This window comes from Leifsonia sp. P73, assembly GCF_051059105.1.
GTDB lineage: Bacteria > Actinomycetota > Actinomycetes > Actinomycetales > Microbacteriaceae > Leifsonia.
The window spans coordinates 2,225,815-2,251,679 of record NZ_CP194931.1 but is presented as its reverse complement, the minus strand read 5'-3'; the positions used below and the strand labels follow the sequence as shown (position 1 = coordinate 2,251,679).

The following is a 25,865-nucleotide window of genomic DNA, read 5'->3' as shown; positions in this document are numbered from 1 at the left end:
TGGGGCGAATCAGTTGCGCCTTCTCCAGCGTCGGGGTGAACGACCTGACTCGTGAAGGTTTCGCGCGGGGGCCCATCCAAACCTTACGAGTTTGACGGCGTGCGGAATTGTGACCGTGGCATCAGGCAGACTGGAGGGGTGGAACGCGAACCACCACTGCCGAGGCCCTTTGGGGTGTCGAGCGATGAGGCAATTGAGTTGTGCAGAGAGTGGATGATCTTTCTCGGCGCGACCGACGCCGTAATGTCCGCTGGGGCCTCTTGTGACCTGTACAGCTCGTACTACCTTGGCTGGGTTGATAACGGCCGGGGGAATCTCGATGTCGATGCCGTAGAGAAGGCTGCCGCACTGGCACTCGCCGATGGACGGCAACCGCTCATCTTTCTGCGAGGCGGTGTGCGCCCCGTAACGCAAGCGCGCGCCGACGCGCTTGGGGTGGCGCTGCTCAACTATCGCGAACGGGATCGTGCACTCGACGGTAGGAGCCGCCTCGGGCGGGAGATCATCGCGACCGGTTTGGCTGGGCAATAGCACAACAATTGCATGCTCATTGTGACAATGTGTACGACCACGCGTCCACGGTCGCGACCGGCCGTGTGGTGTCAATTGTCGCCGCGCGGGCGAGTTCTTGTCGAGCAGCAATCCGCGACTTCTCGATTGTTTCTTCCCCAATCTGTCGCTGCATCGTGGCCGCCAGTTCCGTCTTCGCAGTCTCGAGCGTCGACGCGATGACAACTGCATCGTTTCGCGCACGCCCTCGAGTAAGCCCCACGTAAAGGCCGGCAGCGTCCACGCCGGGTCCCACGATGGCGCGGTCAGTGGTCTCGCCTTGGACGCCGTAGACAGTGCTGGCGTATCCGAGGTGAACGTTGGAGCTTGCGTATTCGCGCGTGATCCGTCGAAGGGCGGTCGAGTCGGAATCGGATACCAGGGTGATGTGCTCCTCAGTGATGTTCCTTACGATCCAGTTCTGCCGATTCTCGACATCGGATGAATTGTCATTCCGTCGGGTCTGAACCACATCTCCAACAAACAGGGACTGCCCAGACTTCCCCACCGCCGAGCGGCGTGTGTCGAGCGCGCCCGACTCGACGCGCCGGGTCTGGATGGCTTCGTTGATCTGCTGAGCCTCGGCGTGTGTCGCAGTGACGAGTGCAATCGTCTCCGCCTTTAGCGACGACTCGAGCCACGCGGCGACCATCGCTTGATGAGCCTCAGCTTCGCTCGTCACGCGAATGAGATGCCCCCTGCGTTCGATATCCTCCGCGATCGCCAGAGACTCAGCCGAACCACGTGAGTCGCGCAGACGTGCTGAAAGATCTGCCCATTCGGGGTCGTGGAAGCGATGGATTTCGGTGAGTTCGATCTTCTCGAATGCGGACCGGCGGAAGAGTGCCATTGCGCCGGAGTGCCCGACGGGGAGGGCTTGGTAGTCGTCGCCGACGACGGCGATGGTCGCACGCGTGCGGTGGATTACTTCGATAAGGGCGTTGGCGGCTTCGAGGTCGAGCATGCCGGCTTCGTCGACGACGATTCGATCGCCCGGCCGGATTCGGGTACGAGGACCAGGGTAAGTCTGGCCCGTTGTCGGGTCGGAGTCGCCGGGATTGAGGCAGGTCCATTCAGTGTTGCCTGCCGCGCCGGTGGTCCAGCGCCAGCCGAAGTCATAAAGGAGTTGGTGAAGGCTAGACGCTGCGCTGTTGGTTTCGCGTCGGGCGACGGTGGAGGCCTTCTTGGTTGGGGCGACGATGATCATGTTGCGACCCTGGCGACGAAGCGTGGCGACGGCGACTTTGAGCATTGTGGTTTTGCCGGTGCCGGCGGCTCCCGTGATGGCGACGACGGAAGCGGCCCCAGCGATGGCGGAGGCGCCGTCGGCCTGGTCGTTGTCGAGGACGCGCTCGGGGTCGAGGGCGCGCGCGATCGCCGTGATCTCCTCGACTGGGGCCGGGGCGCCGGGTGCCGAGAGCGCTTCGATGCGGTTGGCGATCGTGGCTTTCAGCGTTGCGGTGGAGATCGCCATTCGGGACTTGATGTGTGCGGGGACATCGGGTTCGTCGAGCAGCGTGACGGTGAGCGCACGTGTCGAGGCGACGACCTGGTCGGCTAGCGCGGCCAGCTCGGCGCGCTCGGCGATGACGCCGGTGGCGGCGATGGCGCGGATGGTCCCTGCCTGGAGGTCCATCATGCTGAAGCGTCCACCGGTGCCGGTCGATCGTGCGTCGGCATCGACAATGGCTTTTGCGGCGAGTAGTTCAAGGTCGAGATCCGCGAGCGACGCTGAGGCCACATCGATTGGGGTGCGCTCCTGACGGAGAGCGGGGTCCGCCGTCAGGAGTTCCTGTTGGATGAGCTCTGCCCAGTCGTCCTCGTTCAAGTTGCTCGGCTTGTTCGGCCGGCCGGTCGCCCACGCCCACCGGTCGATCTGGTTCAGTACGTCGTGCGACGGTTCTTGGCCGGGGTGCTGTTGCTTCCACCAGGCCGTGCGGGTGACCTTGTTGGCTTCGATCTGGGCCGACCGCTTCGACAAGGGCCGCACTAGGTGCTGCAGTTGGGTGATCTCCCCGTCCTCGTTGAGTGTGAACCCTTTGGCGGCGAGAGCGTGGGTCCATGCTGGGTCGGTGCGGGAGGCGAGGTCGCCTTCGGCGTTGATGACGTTCTGGAATCGCAATGCGACCCTCGTGTCGATGTTGGACCATTTGCCGTCTTGGCCTTGGACTTTGACGTTGAGCCAGAGGTGGCGGTGTTTGTGCGGGTCCAATGAGCGAGAGCGTTCATGGCGGAGTTCGACGACTTCGATCCGGGCCAGGTCTTCCCGGATGGCGCCGCCCTTGCCGCGGCGCGCGTTGAGCTCCGTCTGCCACAGCTTCACAATCCGGTCACGGAGCCGGTCTTGGAGGTCTTCGTAGGCGGCAGCGAGGTCGGGGTCGAGCATGGCGGCGATGGAGAACGACTTCGGTGCGTTTATCGTCGCATCCAAGACCAGGTCAGCAACCGGGGACTCGAGATCCCGGCCGCGTCGCTCACCAGTGATTGGGTCGAGCCCGTCGACCCAGGCCTTGAGCTGATCCCGGGTGAGGAGGTCGTCGCGGATGGCACCGTTCTCCACGATGTACCGGGTCATGACCGCATCGGCGTAGCCGGCGGCGGCGATGACACCGTCGGCGGTTTTGGCGGTGAGGGTGGCGTCACAGACACCGCTGAAGGCGTAGTTGACCGCTTGCTTGACCCCGTGGGAGGACTGTCCCCGCTTCCACCTGGCTACTCCGCCTCGCACCTGCACTCACCTCCCACTAACTTCGTCTTCGGCTTCTCGAAACTGGACGGTCTTGTCCTTTCGAACAAACGTCCCTCTACTTAGAACTTCCGGTTCCAAGCCGGTTTTGGCGCGCAAATGGCCCAAATGTCCGAAACCCGCTAGAAAATCATCGGAATCGGGGCGTTTCTCCTCGTGAGTCGTGTCAAGAGACCACGCGATAATCGTCCGCTCAACCACCGACGCGAGCCTGAGACGACTGCGGCTCAGCGTGTTCGATCGTGCCGTTGCAGCGGTGCACAACGGACGCGCAGGCCACTTCTGCTGTGAATCCAGCGAGCCATCCAGCGCAGCCAACGGCGAACTGCGCCGCGGTGCGGTCCTTGAAACCGGTGCCCTCATACCTACACGTTGTGTTTCCCAGCCGGTTTTGACGCGCAAATCCGAAATTCGCAGAAACGGGTCACTGCCTGACCACATCCCGTGGCCGGGCATTCCGGCTTCACAACACGCCAAACAGCCCGGCCGCGTGGCCGAGTCGACAGTCGTGGCTCAGGCGTGTGCGGACTTCAGTGCGGGTTCAGGTGAAGCGAGACGGGTGAGGTTGACGAAGGGCACGCACGCCGTCTCCGCGGTGAGGGCGGCGAGCCAGCCGATCGGCGTGGACGGATCGGCCGAGATCGCCCACCCGTCCATCACGTACTGGCTAACGGTCTCGACGCATTCCTGCTTCTCGGCAGCGGTTAGGTTCGAGGTCCCTTCCACGCCGATGAGTCCGCCTTGTAGTTCCGGTGCCATGTTGCTGGTGTCGATGATGAATACCCGCATCCCGCTCACTCCCAAGGTTGATCGTTTTTGAGTGCCTTTCCGGCGGGTGATCGAGAGCGAGTGGGAGGTGTGGAGTGCCGGGACCGTGGAGTACCGGGGGAGCGCAGCGGAGGAGGATACGCCGCGAAAGCCCGGCACGGAGCACCGGGAGCGAGCTACGATCGAGCGGCGGAAAGGCCCTCAAACCTCATGAGTGCGGCGCCGCCTGCGGCGTCCTCGACCATCGGCATGCTGCCATGAATGTGGCCCCGTCATCGTCTCGGGTTACGACGCGGGGCCAGCACTCAGACACCCTGCATCGCCATGTTGCACAAGTCGCAAGTAGACACCGTTGTCCAGGGGATCAGGGTTGCGCGATGCGGATCGCTCGGTGTCGCACGCCGGGAGGATGGGGCAGTCGTGTTGACGCGGGAGCCCTCTGAACCGCGGCTGGCGCAGGCCGTTCCACTTAAGTGCCTGCGTGCATTTGCTCTTGTCTCTCGTTCCATTCGCTCTTGTATTTCCGCCCGGTCTCTCTCTTCTCTTCTTCGTCGCCACTTGTATTTCTTCCGTCCCTCTTTGGCCCTTGCCTTCTTCCTCGTCCTTTCCCCTCCTGCTCTCTGCTTCGTCGCCACAGCGCCCAACATTCGTGATCGGCTTCAGACCGCAAATGTCGCGCGCTGATGTCATCTACCCAGCCACCGGATAACGAGCCACTCATCATGGAAGCTGGAATCGAAAGAGTATGAGCGCGCCTAGGGTGCAGAAAACGGTTGGCACCAGCCAGCCTTCGATGCGGGAGATCGTCGCGAGTACGTTTCGACGTGTCGCAATGAGGCGAGCCAGAGCAAGCCATGCGGCGATCAGGACGATGAAGACGACGATGGTATCAATCGACTCCCCGACCGACAGACTCCGAAACACCGGCGTATAGGCCGCCAGGTTGTCGCCACCGTTGGCCAGCGTGATGCCGACGATTCCCCACAGGCCGCCGGGGTTCAACGAAGAGCTGATCTCCTTTGGCAGGCCCAGAGCCCGAAAATAGCGGATGAATCCTCGCACTCCGAGTGCGAGCGGGATGAGTCCCAGCACTCCGATCCAGCGCTGCGGGATGAAGGTCAGTCCCAGGCCCGCGGCCAGGCTCACCGCGACGAGCGTGAGCACGCCGATGTACTGGCCGATCACGACGTGCCAGGTTCGGATGGCGCCGCGTTGCGCCGCCAAGAAGAAAAGGGTGAGAACGACAAGGTCATCCACGTTTGTCGCGACGAAGAGGCCCACTCCGGAGGTGAGCGTCGAGATCATGCGCAGTGCGAAGGGTTCATTGTGGTCAGTGTGGTGGTCTGCATTACGCCTGTGTCAGGCTGTTGGCGCCTCGACCACATCGGTGTGGAACCCGCAGGATCGGCGGACCAGGAATCGGTGGGGGAGTGTCTCGTGGACGTGCGAGTCCGTCGCTTCGATCAGCACTTCGATCGCACGCGCCGCCAGGTCATCGATCGGCTGGCGAACCGTCGACAGCGGGGGAACCGCGTACTTGGAGTGCGCCGTTCCGTCGAACCCGACCACCGCGACATCGTGCGGTACCCGGAGGCCCAGTTCGGCTGCGGCGTAAAGCACGCCGAAGGCTTGTTCGTCCGTCGCCACATATATCGCTCTCGGCCGATCTGCTTCGGCCAACCACTGGAGAGCCACTCGGGCCGCATCCGCACGCGATGTCTCGGATCTCCGCTCAGATGACTCGACTCCCGGCGACCGGAGGATCGCGCGTGTGTAGCCGGCAGCATGCTGGCGGGATCCGGCGGAATCGGTCGGACCGTTGAGCAGGCCGATGGACTCGTAGCCGTGGCTGATGAGGTGCGTCGTAGCTTCTTCGGCGGCGTGGTCGTAGTCGATGGTGAGCGACGAGGCGGGTTGGTCGAGATCCAGGGGGTGCAGAGCCACGATGGGAATGCGGGCTTCGGCCACGATGCCGAGCTGCGGGTCGTCGGAAACCGAAACCAGGACGATCCCGTCCACCCGACGCTCGATGAACGAGCTGATCTGCTGCATCTCCTGTTGCTCGCTACCTGCCGAGTCAGCGATGAGGAGGAGGCGACCGCGGGCGGTCGCGGCTTCTTCGAGGGCACGCGCAAGCTCACCGAAGAACGGGTTGGCGATGTCAGGAACGATCAGGCCGACGGAGAGTGTCGTGCCGGCGCTCAGTGCCCGCGCGAGGGCGTTGGGGCGATAATTCAGTTCGGCGGCCGCTTTCAGAACACGCTCCCGCGTTGCTGGGGAGACGTTTCTCGGGCCGTTGTTGAAGACATAGCTGACAACTGCAGTCGAGGTGCCGGCTCGCTCAGCGACGTCTCGTCCAGTTGTCACGGGACCCCTCATTTCTAATCGGTTAGAGAAATCCTAGCGAAGATCTTGCATTCCCGCCATTGACCCTCTATCTTCATCTAAGCGGTTAGTTCTATCCGCTTAGATTTTGAGAAAAGGACAACTCGATGAAGCGTTCCTCCATCGCTGTTGCCGCCGTACTGGCGGCATCGGCGCTTCTGATGGCCGGGTGTTCCTCGGCCGCTTCCTCCACGTCGTCATCCGGTGGGCCTGCGAAGGGAACCGTCAACCTCCTCGGCGCGGACGACCCCAAGACCTACGCTCCGGTGATCGCTGGTTTCGAGAAGGCAAACCCGGGCGACACGGTGAAGTACACGCAGGTGCCTTTCGATCAGCTGAGCAGCACGTTGCAGCAGCGACTCGCTGCCAAGGACAGCACGATCGATGTCTACACCGTCGACCAGCCGAACATCCCGCAGCTTGCCGCGCAGGGGTTCCTGGAGGATCTCTCGGATCTCAAGGGTCAGGAGAAGGCTGCCACCTCCGACGCGCAGTACAAGATCAACCTGTACAACGGCAAGATGTGGGCGCTCTCGGTCTGGAACTCGACCCAGATGATGTTCTACAACAAGGACGCTCTCGCCAAGGCTGGCGTGCAGGCGCCCTCGGCCGATCCGGCCAAGCGCTGGACGTGGGAGCAGACCGAGGCCGCCGCCCGGAAGGCTCAGGCAGCCGGGACCAAGTCGGGCCTTTTGCTTGAGCAGGTTGAGGCCTATTACCAGCTCCAGCCGCTGGTGGAATCGCTGAGTGGCGGCTCGGGCATCACGGGCAAGAAGATGCTGACCCCCGCAGTCGAGACGGCTGGGTGGCAGAAGGCGATGCAGTGGTACGCCGAAAGCTTCTCCACCGGTCTCTCTCCGCGTGGCGTCGGCGGATTCCAGACGTCCCCGGTCTTCTCCAATGGTGATGTCGCCTTCTTCGTGGGCGGCCCATGGGATATCGGAACCTTCGCTCAGAACGCGAAGTTCAACTGGGGTGTCGCTCCGATGCCGTACTTCGCCGGCGGCAAGCAGGTCACTCCGACCGGATCCTGGTCGTGGGGCATCAACCCAGCCTCCAAGAGCAAGGGCCTGGCGAAGAAGTTCCTCGAGTACGCCGCCCTCAACCCGGACGGAAACCTCCTGACGGCGAAAGCGACCACGATCATCCCGTCGGTCACGGCGGCGGAGAAGAAGTACCTGCCTGGGCTGGAGGCACTCGGCGGCGCCAACAGCGCCGGGGTCGGCGACCTCGTGTCCTACGAGGTCGATCACACCGCTCTTGCGCGGCCTATCTCGGTCGGCTACGTGCAGTTCGACTCGGTGATGAGCAAGGCCTTCGCCGACATCCGCAACGGTGCCGATGTGAAGACCAGGCTCGCGCAGGCGACCCAGCAGCTCAACGACGCATGGAGCCAGTTGAAATGACCACCAGCACCATCCGCCCTGGAGCCCGCGACGCGGGCTCCAGGGCGGCAGCCCCAAACCGGTCGCGACGGAGGCCGCTCCGGCAGCGGCCTTGGCTCGTCGCCCTCGCCTTCCTCGCCCCAGCGCTCGTAAGCCTCCTCGTCCTTCGGCTCGTGCCAGCGGGGAGCGCGCTGTGGGAGTCGTTCTTCCACAAGAGCCTGCTTGGCGGTGGAGATGTCTTCGTGGGCCTGGGCAACTACGTCGCCCTCTTCACGAACCCCGGATTCCTGGGAGCCTTGGGAGTCACGGTCCTCTTCACTATCCTGATCAACCCGATCCAGGTCGGCGTCGCATTCCTGCTCGCAGTGCTCTACACCAAGCGCTCGGCGGGCTCCCGTGTCTGGCGGTCGCTCGTGATCCTGCCGATCGCGGTTCCGCCTGCTGTCTCGGCGGTCATCTGGAGCGTGATCTACCGACCGGACGGTCTCGCAAACTCGTTCCTGTCGCTGGTCGGCATCCCGCCGCAGCCCTTCCTGACGTCGCAGCAGCAGGCGCTCTGGTGCATCATCGTGCTGTTGTCGTGGATCGGCGTCGGATACTGGATGCTGTTCCTGATCGCCGGCCTCAACGACATCCCGCACTCGTACTACGAGGCGGCGTCCCTCGACGGCGCGTCCGCCTGGCGGCAGCTGTGGAGCATCACGTTCCCGCTCCTGCGTCGTCCGCTCGCGTTCGTGCTTGTGGCCGACACAGTGTCGAACTTCCTCGTCTTCGCCCCCGTGCAGATCCTGACCAAGGGTGGACCACAAGGTGCGACGAACCTGCTCATGTACGACATCTACAACCGGGCCTACACACTCGGTGACCTCAACAAGGCGCAGGCCGAGGTCATCATCCTCGTCCTGCTCACCGTGGCCGTGGTCGCCGTGCAGTTCCGTCTCCTGAGGAGTGAGGAATCGTGACCACGATCGCCACCTCGCGCGCCAAGCGCTCGCCTCGCCGGCGGATCCTCGCGTACATCGGGCTCAGTACTGCGTCTGCCCTCGTCGGGCTGCTCTTCCTGCTTCCCCTGTGGTGGACGTTCATTAACTCGCTGCGTCCAGGAGCGGAGACGTTCCGATACCTGAACCCGCTGCAGTGGCAGACCTTCTTCACGACCTCACCAACGCTGGACAACTACTTCGCGCTGCTTCAAAGCGATATCGGCCGCGCGATCGCCAACTCGCTCTTCGTGAGCGTCGTCACGGTCGTCCTCGGGCTCGCCATCTGTGCAATGGCCGCCTTCGGCCTTGCGGCGATACCGTTCCGCGGACGCGGGCTCCTGTTCTCGGTCGTGATTCTCAGCTTCCTGATCCCGTTCGACTCGATCGCGATTCCGCTGGCGAACCTGTTCCGCGACTGGAATCTGCAGAATACCTTCACCGGGCTGATCCTGCCCGGGATCGGCAACGGAATGGCGATCTTCCTGCTGCGAACCTTCTTCCTGGCCATCCCCGGCGAGCTCGTGGAAGCGGGTCGACTGGACGGGCTGGGCTGGTGGGGAATCTTCCGACGGATCTATGTGCCCCTGTCCCGGCCGGCATTGATCGGGGCCGGGCTGATGCTCTTCCTGTTCCAATGGCAGTCGTACATGTGGCCGCTGCTGATGGGAACCGACGACACTCACATTCTCGGACCGGTCGCGCTCTCCAACCTCCAAGGCCAATTCAACGTCGACTACGGCGTCCTCTTCGCGGCATCGATGGTGCTCACCATCATCCCGCTCGCGATCATCGTCGCCTGCCAGAGGTACTTCATCCAGTCGGTGACGACCAGCGGCCTCAAGTAGCTCGGACACCACACCATGACCACTCAGCAAGGAACACCTATGCCCATTCACCATGTCATCCTCGACACGGACATCGGCTCGGACGTCGACGACGCCCTCGCGCTCGTGCAGATTCTCGGCACGCCGTCGATCAGGCTCGCAGGTGTCACCACCGTGTACGGAGACACCACCCTTCGGGCCCGTATCGTCCACCGCTACGCGTCACTCGCGGGAGTCGACGTCGTCGCCCACCCCGGCTTGGAGAACCCGGTATCTGGCCGTGAGGTCTGGTGGGCGGGACACGAGGGCACGCTCCACGTGGATCTCGACCGCGAGCCGGTCGCAGGCGAAAGCGCCGTCGACTACCTCGTCCGCAGCGCTATGGAGCGACCGGGCACCCTCGACATCGTGGCGATTGGCCCGTTGACGAACATCGCAGCGGCCATCACCGCCGAGCCGCGCTTCGCCGGGGCGGTTCGTGGCCTCTGGATCATGGGAGGCTCGTTCACCACGGATGAATCAGAACACAACTTCCGCTCGGACGCTCGCGCCGCGCAGATCGTCTTCGACGCGCGAATTCCAACCGTTGTGACGGGACTCGAGATCACCCGGCAGATCGCGATTCGCGGTGAGAGCGTTCAGCGCATTGCGCAGTCAGGACCAGCCGGAGAAGCGCTCTACGCGGACATCGCTCAGTGGTGGGACTACTGGAACACCCAGTGGAACGTGCCACATGACCCCGTAACCGTGCTCACGCTCGCGCGTCCTGACCTCTTCACCTTCAGCGGACCCGGTACCGTGCGCATCGAATGCGACGGGGACGGAGAAGGCAGGAGCACATTCCAGAGCGACGTCGGCGGGTGGGTACGGGTCGCCCAGTGGGCGGATGCCTCGGCGGTCGGTGATCAGATCGTCCGCGCGATCGTCGCGGCAGCGTCGAACGCTCGAGTGCTGGAAGGGTGAACGCGTGAAGGTTGCGGTCCTCGGGAGCATCAACATCGATCTGATCGCTGGAGTGGAACGGTTTCCATCGCCCGGCCAGACCTTGACTGGGCACGGATTCCGCCGGGAACCCGGTGGAAAAGGAGCCAACCAGGCGGTTGCGGCAGCCCGGCTCGGCGCCGACGTCTCCATGTTTGGCGCGGTCGGGCGGGACGCCGATGGCGACGTCGCGATTGCAGCCCTTCGCCAAGCCGGAGTCGATGTTCAGTCGATCCGCCGTTCCGTTTCTCCCACTGGCGTCGCGCTCATCATCACAGACGGCTCCGGAGAGAACCAGATCGTGGTGTGCCCGGGGGCAAATGCCGAGGCGGTGCCGCCCGCTGAAGCCGACTTCGACGTGTTGATCGCGCAACTCGAGATCCCGGTCGAGACCGTCGAAGCCGCGTTTCTCGCGACGGAGGCGTTCACCGTACTGAATGCATCTCCAGCCCGGTCGCTCCCCGAATCGCTCGTACGGCGCGCCGATCTGATCGTGGTCAATGAGCATGAGTACGCGGCGATCGACGGGCTCCATAAGGCTCGCCTGGTCGTCGTCACCTACGGAAGCCTGGGATCGGCTCTCTTCGAGAACGGTGAGCGCCGATTCACCGTTCCGGCCCAGCAGACGTCGGTGGTCAACTCTGTCGGCGCGGGCGACGCATACTGCGCAGCAGTCGTCCTGGGCCTCGCGGCCGGCAATGACCCGAGATCGGCGCTGATGACAGCGTCGGCGGTGGGCGCTGCCGCGGTTGCCGACCCGGCCTCGCAGCCGGCACTCCTCACGTTCGACCGATACGAGGTGACGGCATGACGACCCCGATCTATCTCGACTGCGACACCGGCATCGACGATGCACTCGCGATCGCGTTCCTGCTCCGTGCCCGCGCGGAGCTAGCCGGGATCGGCACCGTGAGCGGAAACGTCTCAGCGGCAACAGCTGCACGGAACACACTTCATCTGCTGGAACTTGCCGGTCGCCCCGAGATCCCGGTGGCGGTCGGCAGACACGAACCGCTTGCCGGTCCGTTCGGCGGCGGAGCAGCCCACGTCCACGGCGAGGAAGGCTTGGGTCCGGTCGCCGTTCCCGAGCCGCTAACAAAGCCGATCTCCGGAACGGCTGCTGAGCTCCTGATCCAGCTATCGCAACAGCACCCGGCTCGGCTGCACATTCTTGCCATCGGACCCTTGACGAACCTCGCGGCCGCGCTGACCCTGGACCCGACCCTCCCACAGCGGATCGCCTGGGTGACGGTGATGGGCGGCGCGGTCTTCGTGCCGGGGAACGTGACCCCGGCCGCCGAAGCGAACATCTGGAACGACCCCGAGGCAGCATCGATCGTCTTCGCGGCACCGTGGAACATCACCCTCGTTCCCCTCGACGTGACCATGCGACATGTCATTGCCCCTCGCGAGGTCGCAGAGCTCCGCGACAGTGCCGACCCCCTGTTGAGCACAGTCGCCGAGGCGTTCGATACCTACCTCGACTTCTACTCAGGGGTGTTCGAGAGTAGGAGCGCAGCACTCCACGACCCGCTCGCAGCCGCGATCGCGATCGATGCTCTGAGAATCACTCGCGCCGTCACCGGCTCAATCACCGTCGACACCACCAACGGGGCGGAGCGGGGACGCACCTCCCATATGCCCCTTAACGACTCGGAAGGGGGCCTCCCGGAGCGATCCATCGTGATCGAGACAGCATCGGCGCTCTCCGTGATCATGAAGGCGGTCCGTGATCCGGACAACATGGACAAGCAATGATGTGGCTTCAGTTGATCGGCTGGATCGGCTCAGCTCTTCTAGTCATATCACTACTTCAGGGCAAGATGCTGCTTCTCCGCTGGCTCAACCTGGCCGCGTCCCTGCTTCTCGTCGGGTATAACGCGGCGCTTGAAGTTTGGCCCATGGTCGTCATGAATGCCGCCGTGTGTGTCATCGACGCAGTCCACCTCCACCTACTAGCTCGAGCGAACAAACGAACGCGCGCCGCGGCCGAGATTTCGCTGGTCGATGGCAGTCATCGATAGCGCGTATCGCCCGGCCCGGTGAGTGCCGCTGGGCCGGGCGGCGGGGACTCCCTCTTCGGGTGAGGAGAGTCCCGGAAGGGGCCCCAGGCGGTTGGGGCCTCTTCCGCCGATCGTTTGCCACGTGTGATCTGGCACTGGGCAGCTGTCAGAGCGTCGAAATCCGCTGCGCCCGTGCGGAGCGCTCGTAGAAATCTCATCGGCGGGAAGGGTACGTGGCTACGCGCCGGCGCTCAAGTTGGCTCGCGACTTTTCGTACAGCCTCAACAAGCTCTGGAATGTCCGGCTTGGGTAAGGCGGTCTGATTGTAGAGCGCTAAGGAGAGTTGGTGCCCCCGGTCGATGAATGTCTCGTCTGCCCGACGAGGAAGCCCGCCCCGCCAAGCCCATACTCGCCGCGGCACCGCATCCGAGTATTCGGTCACAACAGAGTAGACCTGAGGGACGCGGTCACTCCCCACTGCAACGAGGCCGTTGTCCAGGAACCACTCAACGGTGCGTCCGGGCGGAAGAACCCTAATCGGAGTGGCCGGGTCGAGAGCAGCAGCGACAGGTTCCAAAAGATCAGGCGCTGTCGACTCCAGAGGCGGATCGAACCGGATCGAGATATCGCGGGCCGGACGCGTTCCGACGTTAGTCACCTGAAGCATAAGCATTGCGGTGTCACGGAGCCCGAAGTCGATAACGATGTACGGACGAGTTTGGCTGCGTGCGGCCGTCTGGTATCCGCGAAGCTGACTTAATCCGACGATAGCCGCGGCGAGGGCAGTTACGAATGTTGCTCCCGCAAAGATAACTAGCCAGGTGTCCGGTGTCCATGCGCCGCTCGCGTCCGTCCATAAGGGCATGGCTGATGCTATCGAGATCGAGCGCCGATCGATCGAACGCTGCCACTCGCGAACCGGATCTCGAAGTTGGATATTGCCTGGACCGTAGGTGGCTCTAACGATCCAACGTCATCCTTCTCCAAGGGCAGCCGATCTCGCGGGAGATAAGCCGGTTACGGCCGTCGGAGATCGACTGGATACTCCCCAGTGCGCCACGTCGCTGGTGACCGCCTGAGGAGCCGCCTGCGGCGGCGCTGTACCTGCTGCCTTGTTTGTCTTTCCACCGGCCGATCGTAGCTCGCTCCCGGTTCTCCGCGCCGGGCTTTCGCGGCATATCCTCGCTTCGCTGCGCTCCGTTCCGGTATTCCACGGTCCCGGCACTGCGCCCCTCCCGCTCGCTCTCGATCTCTCCGCCGGAAGGCAAACAAGAACGAGAGTCAGGGGAGTGATTGTGATGCGGGTATTCGTCATCGACACCAGAAACATGGGTCGGGAACTGCAGGGTGGACTGATCGGAGTGGTCGGGTCGCTCAGCCCCAACGCTGAGGAAAAGATCGAATGCGTCGAGACCGTCAGCCGGTACGCCGTGGACGGGTGGGCGATTTCTGCTGACCCGTTCACTGCGATCGGAAGGCTTGCCGCACTCACCGCAGAGGCGGCGGGCGTGCCATTCGTGCGCCTCGACGCCGCTCGCCTGCCGCAGAACGCCGCGCGTACTATTGGGGCCACGCGCAGTCCCGAGCGGGATTCCGCCGACCTCCACCGATCGCCGTTTCCCGCGCTGACACCCGACTCCCGCATTTGCGGAGCCGGGTCAGCCGGCTCGCGCATCGAGAACGGGGGTCGGTGATCATGTCCCGTCCTCCGCTCGTCTCCGAAACGTGGGGCACCGTCACCACCCGCATGCTGGCGCAGGGCCGCTGGGCCGCCCGCGCCCGTTATCGCGATGTCGACGGTCGCACGCGCCAGATCGAACGCATCGGCCGGACCAAGCAGAAGGCCGAATCACTTCTCCGCGAAGCCATGCGCGATCGCATCAAACCGCTGGGCGACGGTGAGCTCAACCCGGAAACCCGGCTGGCCGACCTCGCGATCGTCTGGTGGGACGAGTTCAGCCACGCATCCCGCTCGAACGGCACGTTGCGCCGCTACGAGGCCGTCTTGGACAAGTACATCATCCCGAACCTCGGCGGCTGGATGATCCGCGAAGCCTCGGTATCCAAGCTCGACCGGTTCATCAAGCAGACGGCCCGGCTCAACGGCTACTCGAACGCCAGTATCGCAGTGGTCCTGCTCACCGGGATGTTCGCAATGGCCGCCCGGCATGACGCAATCGAAACCAACCCGATGAAGTCGGTGGCGCCTGTCGAAGAACCGGACCACCAGGTCGCCACTTTCACGCTCGAGGACGTCGCCGAGCTGCGCGAAATCCTCGCTCAGTGGGACGCCGGCCTGGACGCATCAGGCCGTCGGCGCGGCACCGACCTCGCGGATCCCGTGGATTTCTTTCTCGGCACAGGCTGCCGCCCGGGTGAGGTGTTCGCCCTGATGTGGGAGGACGTCGACTTCACCATCCAGCCGTTCACCGTCGACATCCACCGGACAATGGCGAAGAACCGCGAAGGCCGCTGGACCGTTCAGAACAAGACCAAGACTGGAGGCGGACGCCGCCTCTTCCTGCCCACGTTCGTCGGGAAGATGCTGCTCCGTCGACGAGTCGAGTCGTTCTCCGAGCTCGTCTTCCCGTCCTCGACGCTCACGCCGCGCATCCCCGACAACTTCCGTCTCCAGTGGCACATCGCGCTGAAGGGAACGCGGTTCGAAGGCCGGGTGCCGAAGGAGTTCAGATCAACCGTCGCGACCGCGATCCGCGACGCTGCCGGTCTCGAGCGCGCGCAGCACCAACTGGGTCACTCGACGTACGCGACGACCGAACAGTCCTACCTCCCCCGGGTAGTGCAGGTGCCGGATTCGACGGCGATCCTCGAACGGTTCAATGTGCGCGGCGGATCGGGCCCCGAACTGGGGTAGCTAGACGGTGGGGAATGCAAATGCGAACGCGACTTCCGGACCACCCCGCTGAAACAATGTCCTCGATTGCGAGAGGACTGAAATGGCGGACAATGAGTTACTCGTCGGGGTGCCGCGGCTCGGGTGGTTCATAGACGGCGACCCGAGCACGGACGAGATCGCCGTAATGCTCCAGGACACGGGAACCGCAATTCAGCTCACCGTTCCGCTTAAGGGCATGTTTGCGCATCACGACCCGTACGGACGTTGGTGGTCTAGAGGTATCGAGTACGGTGACGACCCAGACCGCACCAGGTTCAGCTACAAGCCTCCTCGCGTGCTCTTGGTACACGACAGCAATGGCCCAGTCGCGCTTGTGGGATGTCGACCCGGAGGCTCGATCAGTAGCCCTAGCGCCGGACAAGGCCAGATTGTCGCCACGTTTGCTGTCTTCGGGGCATCGACATTGAAGTACGAGACGATCCACGGTCTGCGCACGGAGATCCCGGCGCTTGCTGCCTGGACGCGTCTAAGCAGCATGGACGTGGAGGTAGTCCACAACGACAATTCCCGTGTCCAGTCTGTCCGGATGACTCTGACCGACGCGCCTGCGGTCTCATTGACGCGGTCCATGAACCTAAAGATGCACTCGAGCTGGCGGACGGAGAGCCCGCGGGGCAGCTTTCTCGCTTTCGAGGGCGTGAAGCTCGACACAACCCTTCGCGAGCCGCGGTCCTGGGAAGAACACTTGGAGGTCCACAGGGCGGTCCTCGATTTGGTTTCGCTCGCGGCGTGGGCGCCCTTCGGTTACTCGCAAGTGGAGGTACATCGCGCGGATGATTCTCATGAAGACGGCGGCGAACGCTGGCTCGGGGTCGCGTCACATCGACTGCCCAAGCATGAGCCCTGGTCGGATGAGCCACTATTCCTGTTTCCCTACGCTGAGATTGGGCCGCGCGGCATTCGACGTTGGCTGAAGCTTCGTAAGACTTACGGGCAGGCAATCGGCCCGCTGCTGAGCATTCTTCGCTCGGAAGACCGGTGGAGTCCCGCGAGTCTCGTGCAAAGCGGTATCGCGCTAGAGGCGCTTGGATTCCTGGTTGATGTCACGAAGAACGGCGGCGCAAACCTCAACAGTCGAAAGCAGATGAACTTCAAGCCGGGCTTGCAAGTGATCCTTGACGACATGAACGTCAAACCATTCGACGACACGTCGAGTTGGATCGCCCGCGCAGATGACGCGTATATGGGCACCAAACATCCGGATCGTCCTGAGCCGGACACTCTCGTTGCATTGAACACTCTGCGCGAGAGCATTCTGGTTTTGCGTTACTGGATTGCCTTAGAAATTGGAGTCAGTGGCGAATCGTTGAGCCAACGTCTTGGAAGCGACCCGCTTTCCCGTGAGTGGGTAATGAGCGACTAGAGACGTTGGCGTAGCTCACCGTTTACTCACCGCTTTGGGCGTGATCCACGGCATGTCAGTGTGATCACACGAGTACGCCAATAGTAGGAAAAGCCCCGATCAACGGGGCTTACGAGAGCAAGTGTCACTCTTTGATATTCAGAGTGGTAGAAGCTGAAGTTCTACCATTGAACTACACTCGCGAGGCCTGGAATCCCAGTAAAACACTGGGAAATTAGGCTTCCGCCAACACTACCCGCTCTGCGTGAATCGGCCAAACCCGCTCACGGGTCGTGCCGCGGCTCGTAACTCACCAGCCCGACAGTGTTCCCCTCACTGTCCTCGATGAACGCCATCCACTCGTCGTTCCCCGCCGGCCCGATCGCATCGTCCTGGTGTGTGAAGATCACATGCGGCTCCGTGACCACCTTCACCCCGTCGCCGCGCAACCGCTCCACCGTCTCCGCCACATCGTCCACCTGGAGGTAGACCAGCGCCGACGGGGCGCCCTTCTCGAGGAGGAGGCGGCCGATACCGATGTTGAAGAACAGGAGGCCCGGCGGGTCGAAGCGGGCGGCGGCCGTCTCGCCGAGCAGGTTCTCGTAGAACGCCGCGGCGCGGTCGAGGTCGTCGGCGTGCTGTGCGACCTGCAGAATCTCCACGCGCTCAGTATCCGGTCAGCGGGGGCTCGGCGCCAGTCCCGGTCCGCCTCACGCCTGCCGTCGGAGGTTGTCCGCGATCGTCGCGAGGGTGCCGTCGAGCGCCTGCTGCATCCCGTCGAAGTCCTCAGCCGTGTGGATGGTCAGCTCGACCCGGTCGCCGGCCAGGTGCAGGGAGCCGCGGTAGTCGTGCGGTCCCGGGGCCGACCAGCGGATCTCCCGCGCGGCGTGGTCGACGTCGAACTCGGCGACGGAGGTCACCGTCTCGTTCTGGCCGTCGCGGTCGGCGTCGACGTGCGCGGTCGTCTCGACCTTCCCGTCGGGGAGTTCGTGGGCCTCCGTCATGCGGGGGAAGTACGCCGGGAGGTTCTCGGGGTCGGCGATGTAGTCGAAGTACTCGTCGGCGTCGCCGTCGAGCGGCCGGGTGACGGTGTAGGTGGGCATTGCCCGACGGTACGTCTGCGATCCGGGGTGCGTCAGGGGTTGACGACCGCCGCGTCAGCCGTCCGCGCCCGAAGCAGCAGCGCGATCGCCGCGGCCACGATCCACACCTCCTGCAGGATCGACATCGCGATGGCGGCGATCAGGCCCGCTGTGCTGAAGATCGCCGCGATCCCGGAGGCCACGAACAGTCCGGCGACCACCAGCGCCAACGGCCCGAAGGCGCGGGGGAGTACGGAGGTGAAGCGCAGCGCCAGCCCGGTCGCGGCGAAAAGGAGCGGCGCCGGAGCGAGGGGGAACACCCGCGCGAACACGCCGTTGCTCAGTGTGAACGCGGTCGACACACCCGCGGCGGAGCCGGCCGCGGCCGCCATCGGGACCGCGATGAGGAGGGCCGCCTCGATCACCACGACGCCGATCAGCAGCGCAGCGCCGACGGTGACGAGCTGGCCGACGAAGCAGGCCCCTTGCCGGTCCGCGTGGCGAGGACGAGGAAGAACACCACGCTCAGGAGCGCGCCGGTGACCTGGAACCACGCGCCGGCATAGAAAAGGGTCTCGTGCGAGCGCGCGTACGCCATGAGCTGGGCGTCGGTCCCGCCCGCATAGGGCCAGCCCGCGAACGCGGGGACCGCGAAGTAGATCGTCAGGAGCACGGGCCCGGCGATGCCGAACCAGCCGCCCACCCGGGCGACGCGTGGGCTGGTGATCGCGGGGTCGGTCATGGGGATCCTCTCGACATCGTCGTCGGTGCGCTCGGTCAGATCCTGCCACGTGACAGGATCGGGAGCGTGGACTCCGAGCCGGACATCGCCCGGGCCGATCGGACACCGAGGCCGAGTCAGGCTCGCCGGGTCGCGATCGTGCTCGGGCTGAACGCCGCCCTGATCGTGGGGCTGGTCGTCGTCGGCCTGGTCGCCGGATCGGTGAGCGTGCTCGCCGCGGCGGGGGACACCGTCGCGGACTGCCTCGCGCTGGCCCTCGGCCTGGTCGCGATCGCTCTCCGGGACCGCGACCCCGGTCATCCGCACGCGAACCGGCCCATCGCCGTCGCCGCGCTCGTCAACGGGACCCTGCTGCTCGTGGTCACGGCGACCGTCGTCGTGGAGGCGGTCGGTCGCCTGCGGGAGGGCTCGCCGCCGGTCGAGGGACTTCCGGTGGTGATCGTGAGCCTGGTGACGATGGTCGTGATGCTGGCCGGCGCGTTCGTCCTCGGCTTCTCGGCCGGTGACGAGGACATCCACATGCGATCGGTGCTCCTGGACGCGCTGGCCGACGCCGCGGTCGCCGCCGCCATCGTGGTCGCCGGCGTCATCATTCTGCTCACGGGCGGCGCCTACTGGCTCGACCCGGTCCTCGCGCTCGGCGTCTCGCTGGTGATCGCCGTCGCCGCGGTGCGCCTGATCGTGAAGGCCGTCTCAGCGCTGCGCGGCGGGGCCGTCGACTTCGACGACGACTGAACCACGGCCGACCTCGCGAAGATCCGTTGAGCGCACCCATTCAGATGGGAGGCGCGGATGTGGATGAGCTCGCGGAGGCGCGCGTCGAACTCCACGCCGTCCAGCTCGCTGTAATCGGCTCACAGCCAGACGCCGGCGACGGTGATCATGCCGATGGCGCCGGCCCCTGACAGGAGCCAGTGGGTAGCGCGCTGTCTCACTCGCAGCAGCAGCAGGATGACAAGCACGGGTCCGAACGCGATGGAGTAGCGCGCCACGATGCCGATGTCTATCCCGAAGGTGAGGACGTTGGAGAAACGCATCGCGGCCGGGTACAGGATGAGCGCCGCCAACGTCCCGATCGCCAACAGATGCACGGGATTGAGGTTGCGCCGGGTGAAGGCGGTGTGCGGGAAGCGCGTCCGCTCGTCGAAGTTGCTGCGCAACACGGTGAAGACGAGGCCACCGAAGATCAGCGCTGTGATCGCGACCGGCCATCCGGTCGCCACGGCGCGCATGAGCTGGGCTGCGAGGTCCGGGCTGGTCGCCATCGCCATGTCCCAGTCGGTCCACGGAGTGTGCAGAGCGCCCAGCTCGGCGGAGACGCCGATGAGCAGGGTGCTCCAGCCCCGGAACGGGTAGGCGCCGTACACCTGTGCGTTGGAGACGGTGGCGGTCGCTGCGATGTAGCGCCCCCACAGCACGACCGGCGCGAGCACCAGGGCGGCGAGCGCGCCGAGCTGCCACCACCGGGGCCGCCACTGCTCGTAGGTCACGCGCCAGCCGAACCGGCGGGCGAGCAGCGTCACGAGCATGGCGAGGAGGAAACCACCGACCGGCAGCGAGCACACCACGGCGACACTCGAGCCGAACGCGGCGGCCACAGCGAACCAGACGAAGCCGCGTCCCCGTCGGATCCACGCGATCCCCGTGCCGGCGATGAGGGCGCCACAGAGCACGCCGAGAGAATTCGGGTTGACGATGCCGCCCATGACCATGATCGTGGAGGCCGCCACCGGCACCGTGACCGCGGCGATCAGGCCCACCCGCCGGATGCCGAGTGCATACGCGGCGGCCCCGCTGGCGATGACGCCGAGGATCATGCACAGGGCGCTGAACAGCCGATAGACATCGAGCGCGGAGCGGTCGCCAGGGAGGAGGTCGATCGGCCACCGGAAGAGCTCGGCCAACACGAAGTACGTCGGGTAGTGGATATAGCCGCTGGTGTACTTGCCACTGGGCAGCGACGACGCCGACAGCTCCGGGTGGTCGCAGCCGTGGAGCGGCGGCCCGGCCTGGTGGCCGACACCGCACGCCCACTCCTGCACGACGCCCTGGCCGACCAAGGCGCCACGGTAGGAGAGCTCTCCCGCGTGCAACTTCAACGCGGTGTCGAAGTGGACATGCTCATCCAGGTACGACAGCGGATGCCCGTCGAGCGCGAAGTGGATGACCGACACGGCGAAGTAGGCCACGAGCACGACGGACGCGACGAGCGAAACCGTGGCACCGTGGCGCACACTCCACGCCCGCAGCCGCTCCCACGCGGCTTTCAGCGCGCCCACTCAAATCTCGCTCAGGCGCTTGGCGGCGCAACGGCCCTGACCCGCACATCCGACGAACAGGAGCGACGTAAAAGTGAGGGTCTCTGATGCTGCGGTCTTGGTATGCACACGTTGTCCAGGCTTCTTCATTGGAATGTTCATTAGGCGATGAACAGCGTGGTGCCGGTCAGCTCCTTGCAAAGGTCTTGTGTTGTCTGCCAGTTCGCGGCGTCCTGACGCGAGTCGGCTTCAGGGATGTCCGACTCGTTGGCGTATTTCGCCGCATAGTCGCGCATGGCACTCATCGCTGCAGCCAACTGTGTCCAGTGCGGATTGAGCTGGGCCGCCCTCTCCGCTTCTGCTGCTGCCTGCCGCATCACCGACTCCGAAGTTGCCTGGGCCCTATGGATGATCTCGCACGCGCCCTGGGCCTCGAGCCGGCCCGTTGTCAGCTCGGTGGAGGCTTCGGGTTGTGCGCCGTCCGAGTTGGTCGGCGTGGACGTTGGTTCGCCGGTCGGTATCGATAACGCCGGCGCGGTGGCAGCGTGCGTCGCGCTAGGCGCGGGGCTTGCGCACCCCACCAAAACAAGACACAACAAAGCGACCGCAACCAGTGGTCCGGTTCTAGTACGCACTATCCCTCCAAGCGACAAGTGGTCAGCGTGCAACCTTATCATTAAGCGTACATAACTCCTATGCTTTACGCTTTTTTGATGACATTTCACACGCTAAGGCTATGGTTGCCGAGAGTCGCGCTACTCATCGGCGTACTCACCCTTGCTCCGGCCTCCATCGCTGTCGCCGAAACTGGCTCTCCGGCGACTTCGGAAACGACGCCGCCACAATCAGGCCCGACCGAGGAATCCCCAAGCGACGAAGCTGGGTCGAAGGACGGGTCCCCTCAGGACGCGGCGCCCGAACCGTCCACAGGTCCCATCGATCCCGACAGAGATGAAGACGCAGCCTCGTCACCGGCGACTCTCTATGACGAACCAGCCTCGGACGATCCTCAGCCGGAACGTTGGCCTTCGACCAGGGCCCTGACCGGGCCGTGTGGAGACCCCGCATGCGCGGACATTCCGACCACGAAGCAGGCGGTGGCGCTGAAACTTGTTGAACTCAAGAAGCAGGGCGCGCTGTCAGTCGGCGCCTACTACATCGGCGGCGTACAGCACGATGGATCTGCAGCATCAACCTCGTGATCGGCTACGCCACCCCGCCGGAGCACGCCTACACGAGCGCGCTAGCGCGGCTGACGGCGACGATCCAGGGCGCGGGCCGCTCCGGGTGAGAGCGGCCCGCGTCGCGGGCTAGGTGTCGAGGCGTTTCCGCCAGCGCGCCGAGAAGGCGGTCGCCGCGAAGCCGATCGCGTCGTTGACGTCGAGCATCGGCCGGTTCTCCTCCGCGTTCACCGTCTCCACGAGCGCGCACCCGGGGAACCGGGCGGTCAGCTCGCGCAGGTTGGCCAGCTTCAGCAGCATCCCGAGCCGGTGTCCGCGGTGCTCGCGCAGCACCAGGGTGTCCATCTGCTCGGCCGGGCGGTCGGACTCGCTGGACACGTCGAGCTCGGTGAACCCCACGGCCTGGCCGGTCGCCTCATGGACCACGATCGACGTCAGCGCGACCCGGGGGCTCTCGGCCCAGAGGTCGTCGACGGCGCGGACGCGGTCCGCCGTCCAGACGTCGGTCAGCTCGATGCCGGCGTTGGGGGCGTCGGTGCTCATCCGGGTGCGCAGGAATGCAATGGACTCCACCCACTCCTCCGGCGTCCGGCCCTGCCAGGAGACCGTCCGGTAGCCGGCGGACCCGGCGGCCGCCTCGGCGAGAAGCGCGGCGAGCACCTCCGCGTCGACGGGCAGCGGCAGAGCGCTGATGCGCCCGACCTGTTCGAGCGAGAAGCCCTGGCGGAGCAGGAACCGGGTCGACGGGAGGTCGACCGGCACCGACCCGAATCCGGTCGGCGCAGCGACGGCCTCGCCCCCGACGCCGGCCGGGTAGGTCGTCTGGTTCTGGATGGTCGTGCGGCCGGCCTCCCTGGCCAGCTGCTCCAGGCGGGCGAACAGCGCCGAGCCGATGCCGCGGCCGCGGAACTCCGCGAGGACGGAGACCGCGCCCCAGCATTCCGGCGCGCCGGCCGGGAGTGCCAGGTTCGCCCGGGCGACGACGCGGCCGTCGATCTTGGCGACGAGCCCGGTCATCTGCCGCGACTCGTCCCTCCAGTCCGGCAGCAGCTCGGCCGCGGTCATGACCTCGCCGGCGTGGCCGCGCTGCTCCGCCTCGACGGCGCTGCGCACGTCGGCGAAAGCGACGAAGTCCGCGGCGTCCGCGGCGTCGACGCTGACCGGGACGACGAGCGGCTCGACAGTGAAGCCCGCGAGCGTGTGGGTGTTCTCTGACGTAGACATGAAACCTCTTCGTGTGCAGGGTCGATCGACTCACCCACGGTCGTGGGGAGGAAGGGGCTCTGCTAGAGGATCACGAGGGAGAGCATCCCATGACGGCCGCCCGCATCGCAACCACCAGTAGGTGTCCCCGGCCTCCCGGGGGTACTGTTCCCGATGTGGACGCTCTCAGGCGCGTGCAGAGCAGCACGGGCGACCCGGCGGAGGCCGACGCACTGCTGCGCGAGGCAGGCGGCCGGTTCGCGTTCACACGCGATCCCGGGTCGGACTTCTCCTTTCGGGTGAAGCAGGCCGGAGATGAAGGCGTCGCGGTCGGGGTGTACCGCATCGACGGCGAGTGGCAGTCCGACGGCGAGTTCGATCAGTTCGGCGTCCACGGCGTCTTCTCCGGCGACTACCGGTGGGAGATCGACGGCGACCGCGACTCCGGCTACGCGACCCCGTTCCTGTCGCGGCCCGGGCGCGAGCTGTTCGGCCACGGCGACGACCTCACGATCGTCAACGTCTACATCACCCCGGAACGGCTCAGGGAGGTCGCCCGCCAGGTCTACGCCGACGACCGCATGGACCCGGTCTTCGACTCGCCGCGGCCGATCGACCCGCAGCGCAGCCTCGTCATGCTGCAGACCCTCCAGGTGGCCTCGGAGTACGTGCGGTCCGGGATGATCGAGCATCCGATGATCCGCGCGAGCCTGTTCCACGAGCTCGCGGTCGGCGCGCTCAGGACCTTCCCCCTGCAACGGGACGGCGGGCGCGCGTCCGTGACCCGGCGCGGCGAGGCCGCCGTCTACCGGCGCGCGACGCACTTCATCGACGACTGCCTGTCGCTGCCGATCACCCTCGGCGACGTCGCTGCCGCGGCCGCGACCGACCTCGACACCCTCAACGAGGCGTTCCGCTCGCGCACGGGCACCGGCGCCGGCAGCTACCTGCGCCGCGCCCGCCTCTCGGCCGCGCGGGTCGACCGGACGGCCGAGCCCACGCTGAGCGACGCGGCGCTGGCCGCCCGCTGGGGATTCCCCTCGGAGGACCGGTTCCGCCGCTCGTACCGGGCCGCCTTCGGCGCGACGGAGGCCTCCCCTAGCCGAATCCGTGGTCGGGTGTAGCGTTCACGGCGAATCCGAGGAGGCTGCCATGCCCGACTTCTTCGTCAGGGTCGCCAACCGCCGCCTGGACCCGGTCGCCGATCTGGAGACCACCCGCGCGCAGCTCGTGGCCGCCGTGCGGGAGGGCGGCGACTTCGTCGACTTCCTCGACGGCACGCGGCTCGTCAGCGTGCTCATCACGCCCGCCAGCGCCGTCACCGTGCATCGCGTCGTGGAGGGCGCGCGGCCGCTCCACGCCGTGCGGGCGGGCAAGGCCGCCCTGGACGCGGTCTTCCCGTCGTTCGACGCCTACGAGAACTACGGCGTCTGAGCGGAGCCGCTACCGCGAAGCGACCGCGAGCCGGGAGCGCACCCTCAGCACGGACGCGCCGGCCGCCCCGGTCTGCGGGATGGCCCCGAGCGCGAACTCCTGGATCGCCCCCGGCCGGAAGACCAGGCACTCGGTCGACCCGCCGAACTGGAAGTAGCCCAGCTCGTCGCCCTTCCCGACGTGACGACCCGGCACGATGTCGTCGCCGATCACGCACGAGGACACCTCCACCATGCCCACCGGCACGACCGCCATCAGCCCGATCGCCGGGTTGTCGGCCTGGATGAGGATGATCGCCCGCGCGGCGACGTGAGCGAGGTAGCCCTGCGAGGCCGTCGCCTCCACCGCCTCGGCGCCCTCCGACTCCGCTTCGGAGAAGTAGGTGCCGGGCTGCACGAAGGCGCGGACGACGGTCCCCGCGACCGGGCTGTGCCAGCGGTGGTAGTTCAGCGCGCTGAGGAAGCCCTGGTACACCGTCCCGCCGACGAACTCGTCCACCGACTCGTCGTCCGCGAGCAGGTCCTGCAGCGAGTAGGGCTGGTTCTTGATCCAGAACTCGCTGTGCCGGGCGACATCCCTGCTGATCCGGTACGGCGTGGACTCGCAGGCACTGACCACCACCGTGTCGTCGTCGGGGGAGTCGACCGGCCGTGCCCCCTCCTTGAGCCGGCGGGTGAAGAAGTCGTTCCAGGAGGTGAAGCCCCAGTGCTCGTCGTCGGGGTCGTGCTCGAACTGGTCGATGCCCACGACCTCGCGTGCCTTCTCGGACATCCAGCCCTGCGGCGAGTCGTTGAGCACGGAGAGCGAGTCCGGTCCGTTGAGGAACTCGGCCCACGCGTCGAGGACCTTCTTCAGGATCGCGTTGACCCGGGGGTCGCGGTAGGCGGCCATCCCGGAGGGGTGCCCATCGTCCAGTCGAGGATGCCCGTGAGCGGCGTGGTCACCATCGCGCCCTCGCTGAACTCCGGCGCCGTGTCCAGCACGCCGTCGATCAGGCGGAGGAGCTGGCCGACGCTCTCGATGTGACGCGCGCTGTAGCGGCGGGTCGTCGGCACCTCCTGGATCATCCTGGTCAGATACAT

26 protein-coding genes and 1 pseudogene are annotated in these 25,865 nt (G+C 65.5%); 14 read left to right on the top strand and 13 right to left on the bottom strand.

All coding sequences use genetic code 11. The annotated features are described in order from the left end of the window. Positions 1–138: 138 nt before the first annotated feature. Entirely contained in the window at positions 139–531 is a 393-nt protein-coding gene (locus ACQ86L_RS11390) for a hypothetical protein (RefSeq protein ID WP_434315499.1), read from the top strand. A 16-nt stretch (positions 532–547) separates the two neighbouring features. Here the strand turns inward: ACQ86L_RS11390 and ACQ86L_RS11385 are convergent, their stop codons facing one another. The 4 genes from ACQ86L_RS11385 to ACQ86L_RS11370 form a co-directional block, all read right to left on the bottom strand. Next, on the bottom strand, positions 548–3,283 hold the full coding sequence (locus tag ACQ86L_RS11385; protein WP_434315498.1) for an AAA family ATPase: 2,736 nt from the start codon (positions 3,281–3,283) through the stop codon (positions 548–550). Between the two features lie 525 nt (positions 3,284–3,808). Next, positions 3,809–4,084 (bottom strand): hypothetical protein, encoded by a 276-nt coding sequence (locus tag ACQ86L_RS11380; protein ID WP_434315497.1) that lies wholly within the window; start codon positions 4,082–4,084, stop codon positions 3,809–3,811. A 699-nt stretch (positions 4,085–4,783) separates the two neighbouring features. After that, positions 4,784–5,368: a cadmium resistance transporter gene (locus ACQ86L_RS11375; protein WP_434315496.1), complete on the bottom strand. Its 585-nt coding sequence runs from the start codon at positions 5,366–5,368 to the stop codon at positions 4,784–4,786. 54 nt (positions 5,369–5,422) lie between these two features. After that, a complete protein-coding gene (locus tag ACQ86L_RS11370) occupies positions 5,423–6,430 on the bottom strand; it encodes a LacI family DNA-binding transcriptional regulator (protein ID WP_434315495.1) in 1,008 nt (335 codons plus the stop codon). Between the two features lie 125 nt (positions 6,431–6,555). Here ACQ86L_RS11370 and ACQ86L_RS11365 point away from each other — a divergent pair, with 125 nt between their 5' ends. From ACQ86L_RS11365 to ACQ86L_RS11320, 10 genes are all read left to right on the top strand, one after another. Continuing rightward, a complete protein-coding gene (locus ACQ86L_RS11365; protein ID WP_434315494.1) occupies positions 6,556–7,854 on the top strand; it encodes an ABC transporter substrate-binding protein in 1,299 nt (432 codons plus the stop codon). A gap of 152 nt (positions 7,855–8,006) precedes the next feature. After that, a complete protein-coding gene (locus ACQ86L_RS11360) occupies positions 8,007–8,795 on the top strand; it encodes a carbohydrate ABC transporter permease (protein ID WP_434315493.1) in 789 nt (262 codons plus the stop codon). After that, a complete protein-coding gene (locus ACQ86L_RS11355) occupies positions 8,792–9,661 on the top strand; it encodes a carbohydrate ABC transporter permease (protein ID WP_434315492.1) in 870 nt (289 codons plus the stop codon). Before ACQ86L_RS11360 ends, ACQ86L_RS11355 begins: the two co-directional genes overlap by 4 nt. A 39-nt stretch (positions 9,662–9,700) precedes the next feature. Then, entirely contained in the window at positions 9,701–10,603 is a 903-nt protein-coding gene (locus ACQ86L_RS11350) for a nucleoside hydrolase (RefSeq protein WP_434315491.1), read from the top strand. A 4-nt stretch (positions 10,604–10,607) separates the two neighbouring features. Beyond that, positions 10,608–11,432 carry a ribokinase gene (locus tag ACQ86L_RS11345; protein ID WP_434315490.1) on the top strand — a complete coding sequence of 275 codons (825 nt, stop codon included), beginning with the start codon at positions 10,608–10,610 and terminating at the stop codon, positions 11,430–11,432. Continuing rightward, on the top strand, positions 11,429–12,379 hold the full coding sequence (locus ACQ86L_RS11340) for a nucleoside hydrolase (protein ID WP_434315489.1): 951 nt from the start codon (positions 11,429–11,431) through the stop codon (positions 12,377–12,379). Before ACQ86L_RS11345 ends, ACQ86L_RS11340 begins: the two co-directional genes overlap by 4 nt. Beyond that, positions 12,376–12,645, top strand: a complete 270-nt coding sequence (locus ACQ86L_RS11335) for a hypothetical protein (RefSeq protein WP_434315488.1) — start codon at positions 12,376–12,378, stop codon at positions 12,643–12,645. Before ACQ86L_RS11340 ends, ACQ86L_RS11335 begins: the two co-directional genes overlap by 4 nt. Positions 12,646–13,922: 1,277 nt before the next feature. Then, positions 13,923–14,318 carry a hypothetical protein gene (locus ACQ86L_RS11330; RefSeq protein ID WP_434315487.1) on the top strand — a complete coding sequence of 132 codons (396 nt, stop codon included), beginning with the start codon at positions 13,923–13,925 and terminating at the stop codon, positions 14,316–14,318. 2 nt (positions 14,319–14,320) lie between these two features. After that, entirely contained in the window at positions 14,321–15,499 is a 1,179-nt protein-coding gene (locus ACQ86L_RS11325) for a tyrosine-type recombinase/integrase (RefSeq protein WP_434315486.1), read from the top strand. Positions 15,500–15,581: 82 nt separating this feature from the next. Then, entirely contained in the window at positions 15,582–16,904 is a 1,323-nt protein-coding gene (locus ACQ86L_RS11320; protein WP_434315485.1) for a hypothetical protein, read from the top strand. A 263-nt stretch (positions 16,905–17,167) separates the two neighbouring features. Here the strand turns inward: ACQ86L_RS11320 and ACQ86L_RS11315 are convergent, their stop codons facing one another. Genes ACQ86L_RS11315 through ACQ86L_RS11300 form a run of 4 tightly spaced genes read right to left on the bottom strand, consistent with a single transcriptional unit; the run spans position 17,168 to position 18,707 of the window. Next, positions 17,168–17,545: a VOC family protein gene (locus ACQ86L_RS11315; RefSeq protein WP_434315484.1), complete on the bottom strand. Its 378-nt coding sequence runs from the start codon at positions 17,543–17,545 to the stop codon at positions 17,168–17,170. Positions 17,546–17,593: 48 nt separating this feature from the next. After that, complete coding sequence (locus ACQ86L_RS11310; RefSeq protein ID WP_434315483.1) at positions 17,594–17,986, bottom strand: SRPBCC family protein; 393 nt, start codon at positions 17,984–17,986, stop codon at positions 17,594–17,596. A 32-nt stretch (positions 17,987–18,018) separates the two neighbouring features. Further along, positions 18,019–18,393, bottom strand: a complete 375-nt coding sequence (locus tag ACQ86L_RS11305; RefSeq protein WP_434315482.1) for a hypothetical protein — start codon at positions 18,391–18,393, stop codon at positions 18,019–18,021. A gap of 8 nt (positions 18,394–18,401) precedes the next feature. Further along, complete coding sequence (locus ACQ86L_RS11300; protein ID WP_434315481.1) at positions 18,402–18,707, bottom strand: hypothetical protein; 306 nt, start codon at positions 18,705–18,707, stop codon at positions 18,402–18,404. 66 nt (positions 18,708–18,773) lie between these two features. On the opposite strand from ACQ86L_RS11300, the gene ACQ86L_RS11295 reads away from it, so the two are divergent. Next, entirely contained in the window at positions 18,774–19,442 is a 669-nt protein-coding gene (locus ACQ86L_RS11295; protein ID WP_434315480.1) for a cation diffusion facilitator family transporter, read from the top strand. A 119-nt stretch (positions 19,443–19,561) separates the two neighbouring features. Here the strand turns inward: ACQ86L_RS11295 and ACQ86L_RS11290 are convergent, their stop codons facing one another. The 3 genes from ACQ86L_RS11290 to ACQ86L_RS11280 form a co-directional block, all read right to left on the bottom strand. After that, on the bottom strand, positions 19,562–20,986 hold the full coding sequence (locus tag ACQ86L_RS11290) for a hypothetical protein (protein ID WP_434315479.1): 1,425 nt from the start codon (positions 20,984–20,986) through the stop codon (positions 19,562–19,564). 140 nt (positions 20,987–21,126) lie between these two features. Next, positions 21,127–21,342, bottom strand: a complete 216-nt coding sequence (locus tag ACQ86L_RS11285) for a hypothetical protein (protein WP_434315478.1) — start codon at positions 21,340–21,342, stop codon at positions 21,127–21,129. 933 nt (positions 21,343–22,275) lie between these two features. Beyond that, a complete protein-coding gene (locus ACQ86L_RS11280) occupies positions 22,276–23,370 on the bottom strand; it encodes a GNAT family N-acetyltransferase (RefSeq protein WP_434315477.1) in 1,095 nt (364 codons plus the stop codon). A 155-nt stretch (positions 23,371–23,525) separates the two neighbouring features. Here ACQ86L_RS11280 and ACQ86L_RS11275 point away from each other — a divergent pair, with 155 nt between their 5' ends. Continuing rightward, positions 23,526–24,473 carry a helix-turn-helix domain-containing protein gene (locus ACQ86L_RS11275; RefSeq protein WP_434315476.1) on the top strand — a complete coding sequence of 316 codons (948 nt, stop codon included), beginning with the start codon at positions 23,526–23,528 and terminating at the stop codon, positions 24,471–24,473. A 28-nt stretch (positions 24,474–24,501) separates the two neighbouring features. Continuing rightward, positions 24,502–24,783 carry a hypothetical protein gene (locus ACQ86L_RS11270; protein ID WP_434315475.1) on the top strand — a complete coding sequence of 94 codons (282 nt, stop codon included), beginning with the start codon at positions 24,502–24,504 and terminating at the stop codon, positions 24,781–24,783. A 9-nt stretch (positions 24,784–24,792) separates the two neighbouring features. On the opposite strand, the gene ACQ86L_RS11265 is transcribed toward ACQ86L_RS11270, so the two are convergent. Next, positions 24,793–25,554, bottom strand: a complete 762-nt coding sequence (locus tag ACQ86L_RS11265; RefSeq protein WP_434318883.1) for a phosphatidylserine decarboxylase — start codon at positions 25,552–25,554, stop codon at positions 24,793–24,795. 39 nt (positions 25,555–25,593) lie between these two features. After that, a pseudogene (locus tag ACQ86L_RS11260) lies at positions 25,594–25,865 on the bottom strand (phophatidylserine decarboxylase associated domain-containing protein); the annotation flags it as partial.